Source organism: Fundidesulfovibrio sp. YSD1 (assembly GCF_055397115.1).
This window is the reverse complement of record NZ_AP043666.1, coordinates 3272532-3289871: the sequence shown is the minus strand read 5'-3', so window position 1 is coordinate 3289871 and position 17340 is coordinate 3272532. Positions and strand designations below refer to the sequence as shown.

The window sequence follows — 17340 nt, the reverse complement described above, 5'->3', positions numbered from 1 at the left end:
AATATGCCACAGGATTGTAACTTGTGAGAAAAAGAACGGATGGCTTACAGTGAGCGGCTTCCCGGGTGGACTCGGGGGATGGGGCAAGCGTGTGGTTCAGGGAAGAGACAATCCGGAAGCGACCGCCACCGGCCAGGAGGAACAAGCTCGGGGCCGGATGGCCGGTCAGGGTCTGACCGGCCCGTCAACTATCGATTCGTCCACACCTTTTGCGGAGAACCGCCAGACACGCACAGGGCCGAAACCGGCTTCCACGGCCACGAGCCTGCCCGTGGCGCCGGGGTCCACCAGGGAGGCGAGTTCCCAGCACATCCTGCGCAGGTCCTCCTCCCTGGCGTCCTTGAGCGAGCTCACGAAGCCGAAATCGTCCCCCGAGACGCGAAAATCAACGTAGGACGGGGCCATGGGCGCGAGCAATGCCTCGACGCTCGCGCGGATCTCGTCCTCCAGCGCGCCCAGGTCCTCGAAGGAGAGTTCGCCCCCATGCCTGATCTCGCAGAACAGATCGCACTCCAGCCTGTCCATCACCTACCTCCGCGCGAAGTATTTTCTTGAACCGTATGAAATTTCTGGCACAAAGAAAACGTGGCAAACCCTTACGCAGGACCACGGACATGAACGGTTCCGCCCCTCCCTCCGCGTTCGACACCTGCCTGGCGGAACTGAGCCGGGCCATCGCCGGGCTCGCCTCGCAACCCGCCCAGGCGTCCGGGAGCCTGGACGAGGCCGGGGGGCTGCTGGCCGGCGCGGCCACGCACATGCTGGGCACCGGGCGCGCCGCCGCCGCGCTCCTGGACAAGGCCAGGACCTCCCTCACGGTCCTGGCCGTGGCCCACGCCGGCGGCCCGGCCCAGGCCAGGAGCAGGCCCGCGCCGGCGCTCGCCCACGCACCCCTCTTCGACGCGCTCAAGGCGCGGCGCACCGCCTCGCCGGACGACCCCGGGCTGGGCCACGCCCTGGACGGGTTCGGCCGGGCCGTGTTCGGGGACGGCGACCACCGCGACCTCATGGCGGCGGGCATCTTCGTGCGCGGCGAGCTGGCGGGCGTGATCTGCCACGAGGGCCTCAGCGGCCCGGGAGCCAGGGCCGGGGGGCGAAGGGTGCTGCTCGCGTCCCTGGCGGACCTGGCCGCCCTGGCCCTGGAGGCCCGCGAGCGCGACCAGGAGCGCCGCGCCCGGGCCGAGAGCGAGGAGCGCCTGGCCACGCTCCTGCACTCGCTGCCGGACCAGGTCTGCTTCAAGGACGCGCGCGGCCGCTGGCTCGTGGCGAACCGTGCGTGGCTCACAGCGCACGGGGTTCCCGGCGAGGCCTACGAGGGCATGACCGGAGCCGGCCCCGGCCCGGACGTCGACCTGGACGGCGTGCCCACGGCTCTTCGCCTGAAGACCGACGCCGCAGCCTGGATCCTGGGCAGCACCGGCTACTGCCTGGTCAAGCAGGGACCGGACGGCGGCCAGGCCGCCCTGGAGGTGCTCAAGAAGGCCGTGGGGCCTCCCCGCCAGCCCAGGGGGCTCATGGTGATGGCGCGCGACGTCACCTCGCACCGCCAGGCCCTTGAGGAGCTGCGCGCCTCCAACGCCGAGCTCGAGGCCGTGACCGCCGAGCTCCAGGCCCTGAACGAAAGCCTGGAGGAGCGCGTGGCCGAGGCCACCCGGGAGAACAGGCGCAAGGACGCCCTGCTCGTGCAGCAATCGCGCATGGCGGCCATGGGCGAGATGATCGGCAACATCGCCCACCAGTGGCGCCAGCCCCTGAACTCGCTCGGGCTCCTGGTGACCAACATGACCCTGGACGCCTCGGATGGCTCCCTGGGCGAGGCCCAGGCCCAGGCCTACGACAGGCAGTGCCGCGAGATACTGAACTCCATGTCGCGGACCATCGACGACTTCCGCAACTTCTTCAAACCCGACAAGACCCGCCAGGACTTCCCCCTGGACGAGCCCGCGCGCGAGGCCCTGAGCCTGGTGCGCGCGAGCCTCGCCCACCAGGGCATCAAGGTGGCCACGGACTTCTCCGATGCGCCGAGGATCTCCGGGTACCGGGGCGAGTTCTCCCAGGTGGTGCTGAACCTCCTGGCCAACGCCCGCGACGCCGTGGCGGCCTCGGGCAGGCGGCACGGGCGCATCACGCTGCGCACGGCCACCGAGGGCGGCGAGGCCGTGCTCGTGGTGGCCGACGACGGCGGCGGAGTTCCCGAGGACGCGGCCCCGCGCGTCTTCGACCCCTACTTCACCACGAAACTGCGCGACAAGGGCACGGGGCTCGGGCTCTACATCTCCAGGCGCATCATCGAGGACCATATGGGCGGCAGCATCGCCTTCGCCAACAAGGAGGGCGGCGCGGAGTTCACCGTGCGCCTGCCCCTGGACGCGCCCGTCCCCGGCGGGGAGGACGCATGAACGCCGCGGACGTCCGGGACGCCCAGGACCAGACCCTCTCTCGCGCGCGCCTGCTCGTGGTGGAGGACGACCCGCTCACCCTGCACCAACTCACCAGGGTGCTCGCGCGCCTCGTGGGCGAGGTCGTCTCCGCGCAGGACGGGGAGCAGGGCCTTCAGGCGTTCCGCGAGCACCGGCCGGACATGGTCCTCACCGACCTGAACATGCCGGGCATGGGCGGCCTGGAGATGACCGCGGCGATCAAGGCCGAGTCCCCGGACACCCCCGTGATCGCGGCCACGGCGCACAACGACGAGCAGTACCTGCAGCGGGCCATCGAGGCGGGCGTGGACGGTTACGTGTCCAAGCCGGTGAGCCTGGACGCGCTGCGGCCCGTCCTCTACAAGAACGCGCGCCTGGCCCTGGCCCGCAAGGAGGAGGAGGAGGCCCGCAGGCAACTCTTCAGCTACCTCCTGGACATCAACCCGCACATGATCCTCTCCGCGTCGCGCGGCACGGTGGACTACGCCAACCAGACGTTCCTCCAGTTCGTGGGCTGCAAGACACTCGACGAACTGCTCTCGGGCAAGGCCGCGCATGCCGGCGAGATCCACGTGGACGGGCGGGCCTATTCCCTGGGCGACTTCTCCTGGATCGACCACGTGGCGCAGGCCGGGGACAGGCGCGCCAGGGCCTGCTTCCCCTCGCCCGGCCAAAGCTGCGGCCAGGGCAGCACCTTCTGGATCAACGTGCGCAAGTTCGAGGAACTGGGCCGCACCATCGCCACGCTCACCGACATCACGCCCCTGGAGCGCGAGCGCGTGCGCCTGCTGCACCGGGCCACCACGGACAGCCTCACGGGCGTGGCCAACCGCTTCGGGCTGGGCGAGTCGCTGGACGTGGAGCTCGCCCGGTTCAAGCGCTACAGGACCCCGCTCAGCCTGATCCTCTTCGACATCGACCACTTCAAGCTCGTCAACGACACCTGGGGGCACAACACCGGCGACCAGGTGCTCTCGAGCCTGGCCCACGTGGTGGCCGGGGGCATCCGGGGCACGGACGCGCTGGGGCGCTGGGGCGGCGAAGAGTTCCTGGTGCTTGCCCCGCTCACCCCCCTGGACGAGGCCCTGGACCTGGCCGAGCGCCTGCGCGCCACGGTGGCGCGCTTCGCCTTCCCGGGCGGGATCGCGCTCACGTGCAGCTTCGGCGTGGCCCAGGCCCGCGAGGGCGACGACGCGCAATCGCTGCTCGACCGGGTGGACTCCGCGCTGTACAAGGCCAAGGAGAACGGACGAAACAAAGTGGAGACGGCCTAGTGGCGAAACACGGCAGAAAGAAATCAGGCGAACCGGCCCTGGACCAGGCCTCGGTGCTCAGGCTCTTCAAGGAGCGCAACAAGCCCCTGACGGTCAAGGACGTGCTCAAGGCCCTGGGGGCGCCCAAGCTCCACAAGGCCAAGCTGACCCACATCCTGGAGGCCATGGCCCGCGAGGGCCGGATCATCCGCCTCCAGGGGGCCTGGGGCCTGGCCGAGAGCATGAACCTGGTTACGGGCAAGCTGGAGATCCAGCGCTCGGGCGTGGGCTACGTCCTCTGCGACGACAAGCGGCGCAAGGACATCTTCGTGAACCCGCGCGACTTCGGCGACGCCTGGCACGGCGACCGCGTGGCCGTGGCCGTCACCCGCCAGCGCGGCCCCAACGCCGAGGGGCGCGTGGCCCGCGTGCTGGAGCGGGGGTTTCCCGTCATGCCCTGCCGCGTGGAGCGGCGCATCCGCCAGGGCATCTACCTGTGCAGGCCCACCGACCCCCGCCATTCCCATGCCCTGCTCTTCGAAACGGGGCGCGACGGGATAGAGCCCTCGGCCGGGGACGTGCTCACCCTGGAGCCGGGCGAAAAGCTCGACCACCAGCTCTACGCCGGGACCCTGGCCGAATACCTGGGCGGCGAAACCGACGTGGCCGTGCAGGAGCGGCTGGTGAAGCTGAACCACGGCGTGCCCGGCCCCTTCCCCGAGGCCTGCCTGGACCAGGCCGCCCTGCTGCCCGCCGCGCCCTCGGAGGAGGACTTCGCCGGGCGCGAGGACCTGCGCGCCATGGACTTCGTGACCATCGACGGCGAGAAGGCCCGGGACTTCGACGACGCCATCTTCGTGGAGCGCCTGCGCCACGGCTTCAGGCTCTGGGTGGCCATCGCGGACGTCGCCCACTACGTGCCCGAGGACTCGCCCCTGGACGCGGAGGCGCTCGCGCGCGGCAACTCGTACTATTTCCCCCAGTCCGTGGAACCCATGTTCCCCGAGGCGCTCTCCAACGGGCTGTGCAGCCTGAACCCGCGCGTGCCGAGGCTGGCCATGGTGGCCCGGACGGAGTTCTCCTCCTCGGGCGTGCCCGGGGCCAGCGACTTCTTCCCGGCAGTCATCGAGAGCAAGGCCCGCCTGACCTACGACCAGGTGAACCGGGCGCTCATCCTCGGCGACGAGGCCGAGCGCGCGGGCATCGTCCACGTGATGCCCATGCTGGAGGAGGCCCTGGCCCTGGCCAGGCAGGTCAACGCCCGCCGCGGCGAGCGCGGCAGCCTGGACTTCGACCTGCCCGAGCCCGAGATACTGGTGAACCTCCAGGGCGAGACCGAGGACATCCGCCCGCGCGAGCGCCACTTCGCGCACCAGATCATCGAGGAGTTCATGATCGCGGCCAACGAGGCCGTGGCCCGCTTCCTCACCGAGCGCGGCCAGCCCCTGCCCTACCGCATCCACCCCGAGCCGGACCCGGACAAGCTGGAGACGCTCTTCTCCGTGCTCAGGCGCACGGACCTGGCCGCGAGCCTGCCGCCCGAGCCCTCGGTCAAGGCGCTCCAGGGGCTCTTGGCCGCCGCGCACGGCACGGACATGGAGTTTCTGGCCAGCAGGCTCCTTTTGCGGGCCATGATGCAGGCCAAGTACCACACCCAGAACCAGGGCCACTTCGGTCTGGCCTCGGAGTGCTACTGCCACTTCACCTCGCCCATCAGGCGCTACGCCGACCTCATGGTCCACCGGGGCCTCAAGGCCACGCTACTGGGGCTGCCCGCGCCCGTGAACGCGCGCAGGATGCAGAACGCCTGCGACCACGTGAGCCAGCGCGAGCGCGTGGCCATGGAGGCCGAGCGCGAGATCCTCAAGCGCCTGACCGTGCTCTTCCTGCGCGACAAGGTGGGCCAGCGCTTCGACGGCGTGATAAGCTCGCTCTCCGACTTCGGCTTCTGGGTGGAGCTCACCGACGTGCTGGCCGAGGGCATGGTACGGCTCTCCACCATCACCGACGACTACTACGCCTTCTTCCCCGAGCGCCAGGAGCTCCTGGGCCAGCACACGGGCAGGCGCTTCAGCCTGGGGCACGCGGTGCGCGTGGAGCTCACCGAGGTGAACCTGGGGCGCCTGGAGGTCAACCTGACCCTGTGCGAAGGCGAGGAGGGCCTGCCCCGCAAGCAACGCGGCAAGCTCGCCCAGCGCAAAAAGCCCGCGCCCAGATCCGCGCCCCCGCGCAAGGGCGGCAAGCAAGGCAAGAGGCGCTGAGAGGCCGGCCGAAATTCCGACCGGCCCGGTCCAGCTCGCATTTCCCTTGCCACGCGAAAAAACGTGTTGTAAATAACGCAAAGACGTTTTTCGCGATCCGGTGTCCTTGCGCAGTACTGTCAGGCGCGCCGCCGGGGGGAGCCCTGTTTGGACACCAGCGCCTCCGACCCTCATCCGGACCGGTCGCTGCCGCCGCTGCCCTTCATGACCGAAGCCGGCGGGGGAGGCAGATTCGACGAGCACAGCCTGGCCTACGTCATGGGCGAACCCTCCGAGTGCGCGCGCCCCTGGCTCGAGCCGGTCTTCGCCTGGAAGGGCGTGGTGGCCGAGGAGGACTGGACCGGCTTCGCCGAATGCGTGCGCGGCGCCGTGCGCCCGGGCGGTTCGTTCACGGCAACGTGCAGGATCGTGGCCGCGCACAGGCCGCCCGTGCTGGCCACGGTCACGGGGACCACCGTGCTGGACAAGTTCGGCCGCCCCTCCTGGCTGGAAGGCACCATCACCCCGCGCGCCGAGGCTCCGTTGTGCGTGGGCTGCCGCGAGGCGGGCCGGGAGGCCGGGAAAAAGGCCCGGGAGCTCACCCGCAACATCCTCTCCGTGGTCAGCCACGACATCCGCTCCCCGCTCATAAGCGTCATCGGCACGCTCCAGCTCCTGCGCCGCCAGGGCCTGACCGAGCGCCAGGAGGAGTTCGTCTCCCTGGCCTCGGAGTCCTGCGAGCGCATCCTGGAACTGGCCAAGAACATCCTGGACTTCGCCAAGCTCGACTCCGGCAGGGATACTCTTCGCACCGCCCCGGCGGACGTCGCCGCCGTGGCCGACTCCGTCACGGGGCTTCACCTGGAGGAGGCAATGCGCGGCGGTGTCTTCCTGGACCTGGAGACCTGCCCGGGCTTTCCGCGCGCGCTCATGTGCGACGAGGGCAAGCTGCGCCAGATCCTGGGCAACCTCATCTCCAACGCCATCAAGTTCGCGCCGGGCGGCGCGGCCGGCGTGCGCCTGGACCACGCCCCCAGGCCGGACGGACTCGTGAACGTGATCGTGAGCGTGACGGACACGGGCGCGGGCTTCGATCCCGCCCAGGCCCCGGCCCTGTTCGACCGGTTCTCCCAACTCTGCCACGACCCGCAGCAACGCCGCCAGGGGGCCGGGCTCGGGCTGGCCATCGTCAAGGGGCTGGTGGAGCTCTTCGGCGGGTCCATCTGCGCGGACTCCGCCCCTGGCCAAGGCGCGGCCTTTTACGTCAACCTGCCCTGCGCTCCCTGCCCGGACTGAACTCCGGCGGCCGCCTTTCCGCGCGGCCCGCCAGGCGGCATCACGAAAAAAGCCCCCAGCCGGACGGTCCGGCTGGGGGCTTTCGATTTGCTCGCGCGCCCGGGGCGAACGACTTCTTCCCGGCTGTGATCGAGAGCAAGGCCCGCCTAACCTACGCCCAGGTGAACCGGACGTTCATCTTCGGCGACGAGGCCAAGCGCGCGTGCATCACTCGCGTGATACCTATGCTGGAGGAGGCCCTAGCCCGGCAGGTCAACGCCGCAGCAGCGAGCAGGTGGCCATGGAGGCCAAGCGTAAGATTCCCAAGCGCCTGACCAAGCTTGTCCTGCGCGACAAAGTGGGCCAGCGCGTCGACGGGTGGATAAATTCGCTCTCGGACTTTGGCTTCTGGGTAGAGTTCACAAACGTGCTGGTCGAGGGCATGGCCCCGCCATTCACCATCACCGTCGACTACTACGCCTTCTTCCCCGAGCGCCAGGAACTCCTGGGCCAGCACACGGACAGGCGCTTTAGCCTGGGCCACCGGGGTGCGCGTGGAGCTCACCAAGGTGAACCTGAGGCGGTTGGAGATCAACCTGACCCTGTGCGAGGGCGAGGAAGGCTTGCCCCGCAAGCAGCGCGGCAAGCACGCACAGCGCAGGAAACCCGCGCCAAGAAGTGGCCCTCTGACAAACTGGATTAAACCAGCAGATAAAGCCCAGCACGGCACCTATTCCGCTGCCCTAATTCTTTAGCCCAGCGCAACCACTCAACAATGACTTGCGCAATCAAATATTCATTGTTGTAGCGAACCTGCTTGCCATCAAACAGTGGCCCTCCGTCCTACCGTTTTAATCGTCGGGCAACCCTTGACTCTGTGCGCAACCAGTGACATACGACTCTATACACGATCGACACACAAGAAAATCACACGCGAATAATCGGAGGTCCTTATGGCGCTCCTGAACGTCGCCATCCAAGTATCCAAACAGATCAGCAACTTGTTTCAAGTTATTCGAGAGGGACAAGCTCCTGCAAAATTCAACCGTGAGTTCCTCAAGGATATCGGATTCAAATCCTCAAACCATATGGCTTTCATACCACTTTTAAAAGGACTAGGTTTTTTGACATCTGATGGAGTCCCAACATCGCGCTACAAAGACTTTCTAGACGAGACCAAATGGAAGACTGTACTTGCTGAAGCAGTAAAAGAAGCATATTCTGATTTATTTACAATCAAAAGCCAGCCAACCAGAGCAGATTTCAAGGCAATAGCAGGAAAATTCAAAAGCTCTCTAAACATGTCTGAAATTACATCAAATCGCGCTGCCAGCACATTCCTAGCCCTTGTTGAAATATCTGACAAAGACACATTATACAAAAAGGAAGATACAAAACAAACCAACAAGCAAGAGAATAATGGTGAAACCTCAAACGACACCCCACAGGCAGCACCTGAAAAAAGCACTCCGAGCAGCAAAGTAAAATTAAACTACAATATACAAATACATCTCCCAGCAACAAAAGATCTTGAGGTATACAACGCCATATTCAAGTCACTCAGGAACCACATCATTGACTAAATCATCCAAAGAAATCAGAGACTTTGTCTTTCGGGGATTGTTGTTTGAATCCGAGACTGAGCACTTCCGAAAAGCTGGGATCAATGTTGGACTTGACATCGTCTCGACAGAAGAAAGTTTACTGCATGAGGCACTTGCACCATTCAGTATTCAACGTCGAAACCAAGCCCTTGAGATGGCGAGACTTTATGCAGTGTTACATGCATTTGAAAACGAAATGCGTTCTTTGATCCGAGATACTTTAGAGGAAAAAATCGGCAAAGACTGGTGGAACTCATCGGCAATCCCTTCAACCATAAAAAAAACCGCAGAATCACGCAAAATAACTGCCGAAACTGATTCGTGGCTTGAAGGATCAAAAGAAGAAACACTTGAATTTGTTGACTTCAGCGGAATATCCGCGATAATAATCCAAAACTGGGAACACTTTAAGGACATGATTCCAAGCCAAGATTGGATACGTCAACGAATGAATGAACTTGAGAAAGCACGCAATTTTGTTGCCCACAACAGAATGCTTCAACCGTCTGAGTTCCAAAGGGTATACATGTACATATCTGACTGGAACAAGGTGATTGGAATTTAAACGTATCAAAATTCTCATTGCACCAAGCACAAAAGCAGCTTCACCCATCGAAAAAAACAAACACAACATGATTTTATTGTTACTATCGATACATCGTCGCGCACAGGATTCTCGTGCTGGCAACAGGGAGAACAGTACTTAACAAGCTCCGCCGCCCTTTCTTGCTAGAAGCAACCATTACCCCACGCTCCTAGTCCTCTCAGCCACGAAAAAAGCCCCCAGCCGGACGGTCCGGCTGGGGGCTTTCGATTTGCTCGCGCGCCCGGGGCTATTTCTCGGGAGCGTTGACGATGAGCTGCTTCACGCTGCCCGGGTCGAACTGGTAGCGGGCGGTCTTCACCCAGTAGAACTTGCCGTCGATTCCCTTGATTGTCCAGAAATCGAAGTCGTAGTCCTCGCGGCGGTCGCCGTTCTCGTTGAGCGCCAGCCAGCCGGTGGCCCCGTAGAAGCGCTCCGCCGTGGCGGGCACGGCCTTTTTCAGCGCGGCCGGGTCGTCGCCGGAGGCCATCACCGAGTGGGCCGCCAGCCAGACCAGATCGTAGGCCACCAGGGCCTGGGTATCCACGAAGGCCTGGATGCGTTCCTCGAGGCGCTTCTCCAGGGCGGTGTAGAGCTCCGTGCCGGTCTCGCCGTAGCGGGCGAAGGCCATGCGCACCTTGGCCGCGAACTGGGCCACGGCCTGGTCCTGGATGATGGCCCCGCGCAGGGCGGAGTCGTCACCGCCGTACCAGCGCGCCTCTTCGAGCCCGGCCAGCTTGGCCGCCTCGCGCAGGATCCCGGCGGTCTGGGAGCCGCGCGCCGCCACCAGGATGGCCAGCTTCTTCTTGTCCTTCACGTTCTTATCTATCTGGGCCTTGAGGTCGGCCACGTAGGAGCCGAACTGCGACACCTCGGGCCTGAAGCGCGTGCCGGGCAGCACCTGCCCGCCCAGGTTGGCGAACTGGCCCTTCACGTGGGTGATGAGCTCGTCGCCGTACATGTCGCCCTCCCAGATGGGGATGAGCTGGGTGCAGCCTTCCTGGTTGGCCAGCACGGCCAGGGCCTCGGCCTGGAAGGCGTCGGAGGGCGAGAAGCGCAGCAGCGCGTCGCCCGGCTTGGCCAGGTACGGCCCGGCGCTGCCTTGGGAGAGCAGCAGGATGCCGTTCTTGCCCGCGAAATCGATGACCGCGTCCACCTCGTCGTCGGTGTAGGGGCCGACCACGAGCCGGACTCCGGACACGGCCAGGGCCTTGATCTTCTCCAGGGCCTTGGCCTTGGCCGACCCCGTGTCCTCGATCTGGAGCGCCACCCGCACCGGGGAACCGGCCTCGGCCAGGTATTCGTTCAGGTCCGCGGCCGCCATCTCCATGGCGACCTTGGAGCTCTGGCCCTGGCTGGAGTGGCCCCCGGTCAGGGGCAGGAGCGCGCCCACCACGATCCTGCCAGGGGAACCCTTGGCGCGGGCGGGCAGCGGCTGGGACTTGGGGCCCTTGGCCTGGGCGGGCTCTGCCTGGGAGTCGGCGGCCGGGGCCTTGGCCCCCTTGGGCTGGGGCTTGGCGGGCGCTTCGGGCGCGGCGGCGGCCGGGGCTTCCGCCGGGGCCTGGTCGAAGGGCACGACTTCCCCGGCCTTGGGCGCGGGCTTGGCGGCCGGCTTCGGCGCGGCCTTGGCGGGCGCGGCCGGAGCGGCCGGAGCGTCCTGGGCGCGGGAAGGCAGGGCCATGCCCAGGGTCAGACAAAGGGCGAGAAGGACTGTTCCCGCCAGGCGGGCGCGAAGATGCATCAAACGCCTCCGTGCGTTGGGTATGCCTTGGCCCCCAGGAAGTCGATGACAACGAAATAGATGTCCAGGGGGCAGACTTTTTCGTCAACCTCGGCGCAGTGCGGCAGTTCGGATTCCGCCGCCACGCAGAGGGCCTCGTAGACGCAGGTCAGCCTGTCCGGGCCGAAGTTGTCCCGGATGAGCCGGTCGAGTTCGTGAAGGTCTTCCGGGGCCGTGTCGGAAAGGCTCACGCGGACCTCTTCCCCGAACTCCAGGGAGAAGTGCTCAAGGTAGTCCGCGGCCAGTTCCTGCATGCCGGAAGCCTCCTCCTCTGTTTATAGTCCGGACCCGGCGAAAAGAAAACGGAAAATCGCGCGCCTCTACTTTCCGATGCAGAAGCCGTCGAAGATGGCGTCCAGCACGGACTGGGGGGTGATCTCGCCGGTGATCTCCCCCAGGAGCCCGCAGGCGGCCTCCAGACGCACGCCCAGGAGGTCCGGGGGCGTTCCGGCCTCCACCTCGCGCGCGAGCGCCGCGAGCTCGGCCAGGGCCTCGCGCAAAAGCGCGCACTCGCGGTCGTTGGGCGCGGGCTCGCTGTCCGGGGCCAGGCCCTCCCCGCCCAGAAGCCGCTCGCGCATGCGCGCGCAGAGCTCCGCCAGGCCCTCGCCCGTGCGCGCCGACACGCGCACGGCCTCGACGCCCAGCCCGGCCAGCTCCCGCGCCGGGTCGCGCCCGGCCGGGGCCAGGTCGCACTTGTTGACCACGCCGAGCACCTTGGCCGGGTCCGCCGTCAATTCGCCGCATTCGGAGGAGAGCTCCCCAGGGTCGAAATCCTTGGCCCCGTCCAGCACCAGAAGCGTCAGCGCCGAGCGGCCCACCAGGTCCAGGCAGCGCGAAAGCCCCAGGCGCTCCACCGGGTCGTCGGTGTCCCGAAGCCCGGCGGTGTCCACGATGCGCACGGGCAGGCCGTCCAGGTCCAGCTGTTCCTCCAGGTAGTCGCGCGTGGTGCCCGGGGCGTCGCAGACGATGGCCCGCTCCCGGCCCACCAGGGCGTTCATGAGGCTCGACTTGCCCGCGTTCACCGGCCCGGCCAGCACGGCCAGCGCCCCCTCGCGAAACGGCCTGGCGCGGCCGTGGGCCTCGACCAGGGCCTCGATGCGCGAAGACGCGCCGCGCAGGCCCGCAAGAAACGCCTCGGGCTCCATGCACTCCACCTCGTCCTCGGGGAAGTCCACGGCCAGGCAGATGTGCACGCGAAGCTCCTCCAGGCGCGCCTTGATCTCCCCCACGCGCCGGGCCATGAGCCCCTCCAGGCGCGCAAGCGCGAGCTCAGCCCCGGCCCGGCCGTCCGAGGCCACCAGCTCGGCCACGGCCTGGGCCTGGCTCAGGTCCATGCGCCCGGCCATGAAGGCCCGCCGGGTGAACTCCCCGGGCCGGGCCGGGCGCGCGCCGAGCGCCAGACACGCGGCCAGCACCGAGCGCAGCACCGCCGGGGAGCCGTGGCAGTTGAACTCCACCACGTCCTCGCCCGTGTAGGAGCCGGGGCCGGGCATGAAGGCGGCCAGGGCGTCGTCCAGGCGGCGGCCCGAGGCGTCCTTCAGCGTGCCGTGGTGCAGCCGGTAGGGCTTGAGGCCGGTGAAGCCCTGCCTGGGGGAGGAAAAAATCGCCTCGCCGATGCGCAGGGCCAGGGCGCCGCTTAGGCGCACGATGCCCACCCCGCCGCGCCCGGGCGGTGTGACCACGGCCGCGATGGTGTCGTAAACGTCCGTCATCGCCATCCTTATTTGCTCGTGTGTTCGAACACGCCGTCCCAGCCGGGGGCGGGCGGGTCGCGCTCCAGGTCCAGGCAGCGCGCCGCGAAGAGCGCGTAGAGTTCCCCGCCGGTGGCGGCGTGAAGCTCCTCGAAGACCCCGTGAGCCTCGTCGAAGCGCGCCTCGCGGTAGAGGGCCAGCCCCTCGTTCCAGCGCGCGAGCTCGGCCATGGACTCGGGGCCGAGGTCCGGCATGAGGCCGTAGACCGTCACGGCCTCGTGCTTGCCTTTCACGCGCACGCGGTCCACCTCGCGCCAGGGGAAGCCCTCGCCCGCGCCGTCGCGCACGGCCTGCGTGGCCAGGAGGTCCTGGTGGTAGTACTTGGTCAGGCCCTCCAGGCGCGAGCAGAGGTTCACGTTGTCGCCGATGAGGGTGTAGTCGAAGAGGTCCTCGGAGCCGAAGTTGCCCACGCGCGCGAGCCCCCGGTTGAGCCCGATGCCGATCTTAATCTCGAAGCCGTAGCGCGCCTTGAAGCCCTGGTTGAGCCGGGCGAGTTCGGCGAGCATGGCCTGGGCCGTCCGCACGGCCAGGCGCGGGTGGTCCGGCACGTCCGCCGGGGCGTTCCAGAAGGCCACCAGCGCGTCGCCGATGAACTTGTCCATGGTGCCCCGGTTGGCCGTGACCAGCCTGGTCATGGGCGTGAGGTACTCGTGGAGCAGGTCCACCACCTGGGTGGGCGTGAGCTTCTCGGACATGGTGGTGAAGCCGCGCACGTCGGTGAAGATGATGCTCACGTCCTTCTCTTCGCCGCTCAGGTTGAGCCTGCCGGGCTCGGCCACCAGCTCTTCCACCACCTGCGGGGAGAGGTAGTGCGAGAAGGCCGACTGGATGAAGCGCTTCTGGCGCTCCTCGCGCAGGAACTTGAGGAAGGTGAGCAGGGTGAAGTTCGCCCCCAGGGCCAATAGGGGCGTGAGCGGCGAGATGTAGAGGTCCAGGCGGTTCATGGCGTAGCCCGCGCCGAACCACACTGCCCCGGCCGCGCCCAGCGCCGTGGCCGCCGCCCAGACGGAGCGCGCGAAGATGAGCTGCACCGTGACGCCCAGGCCGAACACGGCCAAAAGCACCAGCTCCACGTACCACACGTCGGCCGGGCGGCGCAGGTAGCGGTCGGCGAGGATCATGTCCGCCACGGTGGCGTGGGCCTCGACGCCCGGGAAGGTGCGGTCCACGGGGGTGGCGCGCACGTCGTCCAGGCCCCTGGCCGAGGTGCCCACGAACACGACGCGCCCTTCCAGGGCCTGCCTGGGCGCGCGGCCCTGCATCACGTCCACGGCCGAGACGTACTCGATGGTGCGCGCCGGGCCGCGATAATCGAGGAGCATCCTGCCGTGCAGGTCCAGGGGGACGGTGCGCCTGCCCATGGGGCCGAGGTCCAGCACGTAGGCCAGGTCCTGGCCGCCGTAGGGGTTGCGGTCCACGGTGAGCACGGCGGACTTGTCCCCGAAGGCGCGCATGAGCGTGGCCACGGCCAGGCTCGGGTAGACGTCGCCGCGCCAGGAGATGGCCAGGGGCACCCAGCGCACCATGTTGTCCAGGTCGGGCGAGGAGTTGAAGAAGCCGGTCCAGCCGCAGGCCTCGGTGAGCACGGGCAGGGGCGCCACCACGGACGTGGCCGCCGCCACCTCAACGGGCCATGGCCCGGCCGTGGGCGAGCGCTTCACGGCCACCCTGGGCTTGGCCAAGGGCCGCGCGGCGTCCGCCCCGGCGCTGTCGGCGGCCTTGAAGGTGAAGAAGTAGCCCAGGACGTAGGGCCCGGCTGCCAGGGTCTCGGCCAGGAGCGCGTCGTTGTCGCGCAGCTTCTCGGGCAGGCCGGTGAAGTCCATGTCCACGCCCAGGCCTTGAAGCTCGCGGCGGATGCGCTCGGGCGAGGCCCGGTCGGGCTCGGCGAACACAGTGTCCAGGCCCACGGCCAGCACCCCGTACTGCTTGAGCCGGGCCAGGAGGAGCGCCCCCTGGTAGCGCGGCCAGGGCCACTGGCCCACCTCGGCCAGGCTCTTCTCGTCCAGGTCCACCACGGTCACGAGCCCGGTGACGGCCTCTTTGGGCCTGGCCTTCAGGAGCACGTCGTAGACCTTGTAGTCCAGGAAGGCCAGCCAGCCCGGGTTGGACCAGTGCAGGGCCGAAAGCGCCGCCGTGACCGCGAGCCCGGCCGCCAGAAGCGACAGCCGCCGCGCCGCGCCGTTCAGTCCCTTGAAAAATCGCGACCGGAACCGGTCTTTTCCTCGTCCCGCCACTTTTCTCTCTCAGCGAAATCGGATATGCGGCCCAATATGGCGGGCTGCCCTGCGGCAATCCCGAGCCCGCGAGCGGAACTCGAGGTGGAGCGCGAAACGACCCGCAATGGCCTTGTCGGCCGGATGATCGCACGCCTGGACCCGGAGAGCAAACGCCTCGTGCTCGCCGGGGTGGTTGGCTACGCCCTTTGCGTCTGGCAGGCGTTCTGCGCGAGCCCCCCCTGGCCGAAGCTCTCCCCGCCCGCGTTCCCGCACATCCTCGACCTGGCCGGGCCAGCCGCCAACCCGGCCACGGCCCGCAAGATGACCTGGGACATGCTGAGGAACAGGCCGCTTTCGCCCGGCGAGGTGCGCGCGCGCATCGACCTGAGCGCCGTGCGCCAAAGCGTGGACCCGGACGCCGTGAGCCCGGACGACCCCGACGCCTGGCCCAGGCTGGCCGGGCTCGGCTTCTGGGGCAAGTCGCGCGCGGTGTTCAGGCCCACGCCCACCTACACCATGGCCTGCATCATCGGCGAGGGCCAGGGCGCGAGGCCCGTCAACACGGCGCCGCCCGGCCACCTGGCCGCGCGCTTCGAATCAGGCCCCGACGGGGCGGCCTCGGTGGGCCACACCCCCTCGGCGGGCACCAGCTACGGCACGTTCCAGATCGCGGCCGGCACGCCCACCTACGCCAACTTCATCCGCTTCCTCAAGCACTCCGCCCCGGACCTGGCCGGGAGGCTCGCCTCCCACGGCCCGGCGGACACCGGGTCAACCGACGGGGCCGTGCCGGCCGAGTGGCGGCGCATCGCCACCGAGCATCCCAGGCGCTTCGAGAAGCTCCAGTACGAGTTCATCCTGAAGTCGCACTACCGCCCGGCCGTGGCGGAGATCTTCAGGCAGACCGGGGTGGACGTCTCGGCGCTCTCCCCGGCCAACCGCGAGGTGCTCTGGAGCACGGCCGTGCAGCACGGCGTGGGCGGGGCGGCGGAAATCTACGGCGCGGCCATCGGTGCGCTCCTGCCGCGCGTGGTGGAGGAGCCGCGCATGGTCCTCTTCGAGAAGGCGCTCATCGAGGAGGTCTACCGCCTGCGCCTGCGCTGCTGGGGCGAGAACCCGCGCGTGCTGGGCGGGGCCATGGTCACGCGCTACGGCAGGGAGAAGGCCCAGGCCCTCTCCATCCTGGACCGTCACTATTCCGGCACGTAGGCTTCCGAGAGCCCCTCGGCACCGGGCATGAAGGCCCGGATCATGGGGTGGCCGGACTCCCTCGCCTCCTGCGAAGTACCCGAGAAGACTATCTTTCCCTCGTCGAGCATGGCCACGCGGTCGGCCACCTCGAACACGTCCGGGATGTCGTGGCTGACCATCACGGCCGTGAACCCGAACGCCTTGCGCGAGCGGTCGATGAGCCGGTACACGGCCCACTTGCGCAGCGGGTCGAGCCCGGTGGTGGGCTCGTCGAAGAGCACGATGCGCGGCTCCGTGACAAGCGCCCTGGCCAGGGCCACGCGCTTCTGCATCCCTCCCGAGAGTTGCGACGGAAACTTGCCGGGCACCTCGGTGAGCTCCAGTTCGCCGAGCTTGCGCTCGACGCGGGCGCGCACCTCGTCCTCGCGCAGGCGGAGCTTCTCGCGCAGGGGCAGGGCGATGTTGTCGTAGACCGTCAAGGAATCGAACAGGGCCATGCCCTGGAACATGTAGGACATGACGGACTTGAGCCCCCGGCGCTCGGAAGCGCCCATCTCCCCCAGGGCCCTGCCCTCGAAGAAGACGTCGCCGCTGTCCGGGCGCAAAAGCCCCATGACGTGCTTGAGCAGCACGCTCTTGCCCTCGCCGCTCTTGCCGATGACGGCGGTGAGCCGCCCGGCCGGGATGTCCAGGTCCACGCCGCGCAGCACCCGGCGGCCGCCGAAGGATTTGACGAGGTTTCTGACCTCAATGAGAGCTCTGGTCACACGCTGCCTCCGACCGGGCTTCTTACCCGAGCCCCGGGCAAATGCAACACGCCGCGCGAAGCCTAGCGAACCTGCACGGGCATGATATTTGCTTGTGCAAAATCACCGCGCCTGGGGCTAAAGCAGCGGGAAAGTCCTGCCGATACATCGTTTACGAGCCGAATGGTTCACACGGCGCGCCCCGGGACATCACGCTGAAATGACGGGACATTTTGAAATGCGGCAAGCTCTTGTTATCCCTTGCGAAAGCAAGTACCCTA

The 17340-nt window shown here is 67.4% G+C and carries 14 protein-coding genes; 8 read left to right on the top strand and 6 right to left on the bottom strand.

Translation table 11 applies throughout. The annotated features are described in order from the left end of the window. Window positions 1-165 precede the first annotated feature (165 nt). Entirely contained in the window at window positions 166-525 is a 360-nt protein-coding gene (locus ACZ5V4_RS15310; RefSeq protein WP_464315737.1) for a hypothetical protein, read from the bottom strand. An 89-nt stretch (window positions 526-614) separates the two neighbouring features. Between ACZ5V4_RS15310 and ACZ5V4_RS15305 the strand changes: the two genes are divergently transcribed. The 7 genes from ACZ5V4_RS15305 to ACZ5V4_RS15275 all read left to right on the top strand — a co-directional run bounded on the left by ACZ5V4_RS15305 (window position 615) and on the right by ACZ5V4_RS15275 (window position 9357). Beyond that, window positions 615-2399, top strand: coding sequence for a sensor histidine kinase (locus tag ACZ5V4_RS15305; RefSeq protein WP_464315736.1), 1785 nt, complete (start codon window positions 615-617; stop codon window positions 2397-2399). Beyond that, entirely contained in the window at window positions 2396-3694 is a 1299-nt protein-coding gene (locus ACZ5V4_RS15300; protein WP_464315735.1) for a GGDEF domain-containing response regulator, read from the top strand. The genes ACZ5V4_RS15305 and ACZ5V4_RS15300 overlap by 4 nt, the downstream gene beginning before the upstream one ends. Beyond that, window positions 3694-5934, top strand: a complete 2241-nt coding sequence (rnr, locus tag ACZ5V4_RS15295) for a ribonuclease R (protein ID WP_464315734.1) — start codon at window positions 3694-3696, stop codon at window positions 5932-5934. The genes ACZ5V4_RS15300 and rnr overlap by 1 nt, the downstream gene beginning before the upstream one ends. A gap of 147 nt (window positions 5935-6081) precedes the next feature. Continuing rightward, window positions 6082-7209 (top strand): sensor histidine kinase, encoded by a 1128-nt coding sequence (locus ACZ5V4_RS15290; protein WP_464315733.1) that lies wholly within the window; start codon window positions 6082-6084, stop codon window positions 7207-7209. Window positions 7210-7489: 280 nt separating this feature from the next. Beyond that, window positions 7490-7891 carry a S1 domain-containing protein gene (locus tag ACZ5V4_RS15285; protein ID WP_464315732.1) on the top strand — a complete coding sequence of 134 codons (402 nt, stop codon included), beginning with the start codon at window positions 7490-7492 and terminating at the stop codon, window positions 7889-7891. Window positions 7892-8141: 250 nt separating this feature from the next. Further along, entirely contained in the window at window positions 8142-8771 is a 630-nt protein-coding gene (locus tag ACZ5V4_RS15280; protein ID WP_464315731.1) for a DUF5343 domain-containing protein, read from the top strand. Further along, window positions 8764-9357: a Swt1 family HEPN domain-containing protein gene (locus ACZ5V4_RS15275; RefSeq protein WP_464315730.1), complete on the top strand. Its 594-nt coding sequence runs from the start codon at window positions 8764-8766 to the stop codon at window positions 9355-9357. Before ACZ5V4_RS15280 ends, ACZ5V4_RS15275 begins: the two co-directional genes overlap by 8 nt. 268 nt (window positions 9358-9625) lie before the next feature. On the opposite strand, the gene ACZ5V4_RS15270 is transcribed toward ACZ5V4_RS15275, so the two are convergent. From ACZ5V4_RS15270 to ACZ5V4_RS15255, 4 genes are all read right to left on the bottom strand, one after another. After that, window positions 9626-11116, bottom strand: coding sequence for an ABC transporter substrate-binding protein (locus tag ACZ5V4_RS15270; protein WP_464315729.1), 1491 nt, complete (start codon window positions 11114-11116; stop codon window positions 9626-9628). Continuing rightward, entirely contained in the window at window positions 11116-11409 is a 294-nt protein-coding gene (locus ACZ5V4_RS15265) for a hypothetical protein (protein WP_464315728.1), read from the bottom strand. Before ACZ5V4_RS15265 ends, ACZ5V4_RS15270 begins: the two co-directional genes overlap by 1 nt. 66 nt (window positions 11410-11475) lie before the next feature. Beyond that, entirely contained in the window at window positions 11476-12867 is a 1392-nt protein-coding gene (mnmE, locus tag ACZ5V4_RS15260) for a tRNA uridine-5-carboxymethylaminomethyl(34) synthesis GTPase MnmE (RefSeq protein ID WP_464315727.1), read from the bottom strand. 8 nt (window positions 12868-12875) lie between these two features. Next, window positions 12876-15140 carry a CHASE2 domain-containing protein gene (locus tag ACZ5V4_RS15255; RefSeq protein WP_464315726.1) on the bottom strand — a complete coding sequence of 755 codons (2265 nt, stop codon included), beginning with the start codon at window positions 15138-15140 and terminating at the stop codon, window positions 12876-12878. 123 nt (window positions 15141-15263) lie between these two features. Here ACZ5V4_RS15255 and ACZ5V4_RS15250 point away from each other — a divergent pair, with 123 nt between their 5' ends. Then, complete coding sequence (locus ACZ5V4_RS15250; RefSeq protein WP_464315725.1) at window positions 15264-16331, top strand: VgrG-related protein; 1068 nt, start codon at window positions 15264-15266, stop codon at window positions 16329-16331. Here ACZ5V4_RS15250 and ACZ5V4_RS15245 read toward each other — a convergent pair. Beyond that, entirely contained in the window at window positions 16316-17080 is a 765-nt protein-coding gene (locus tag ACZ5V4_RS15245; RefSeq protein WP_464315724.1) for an ABC transporter ATP-binding protein, read from the bottom strand. The two genes, ACZ5V4_RS15250 and ACZ5V4_RS15245, sit on opposite strands and share 16 nt — an antisense overlap. Between the last annotated feature and the right edge of the window lie 260 nt (window positions 17081-17340).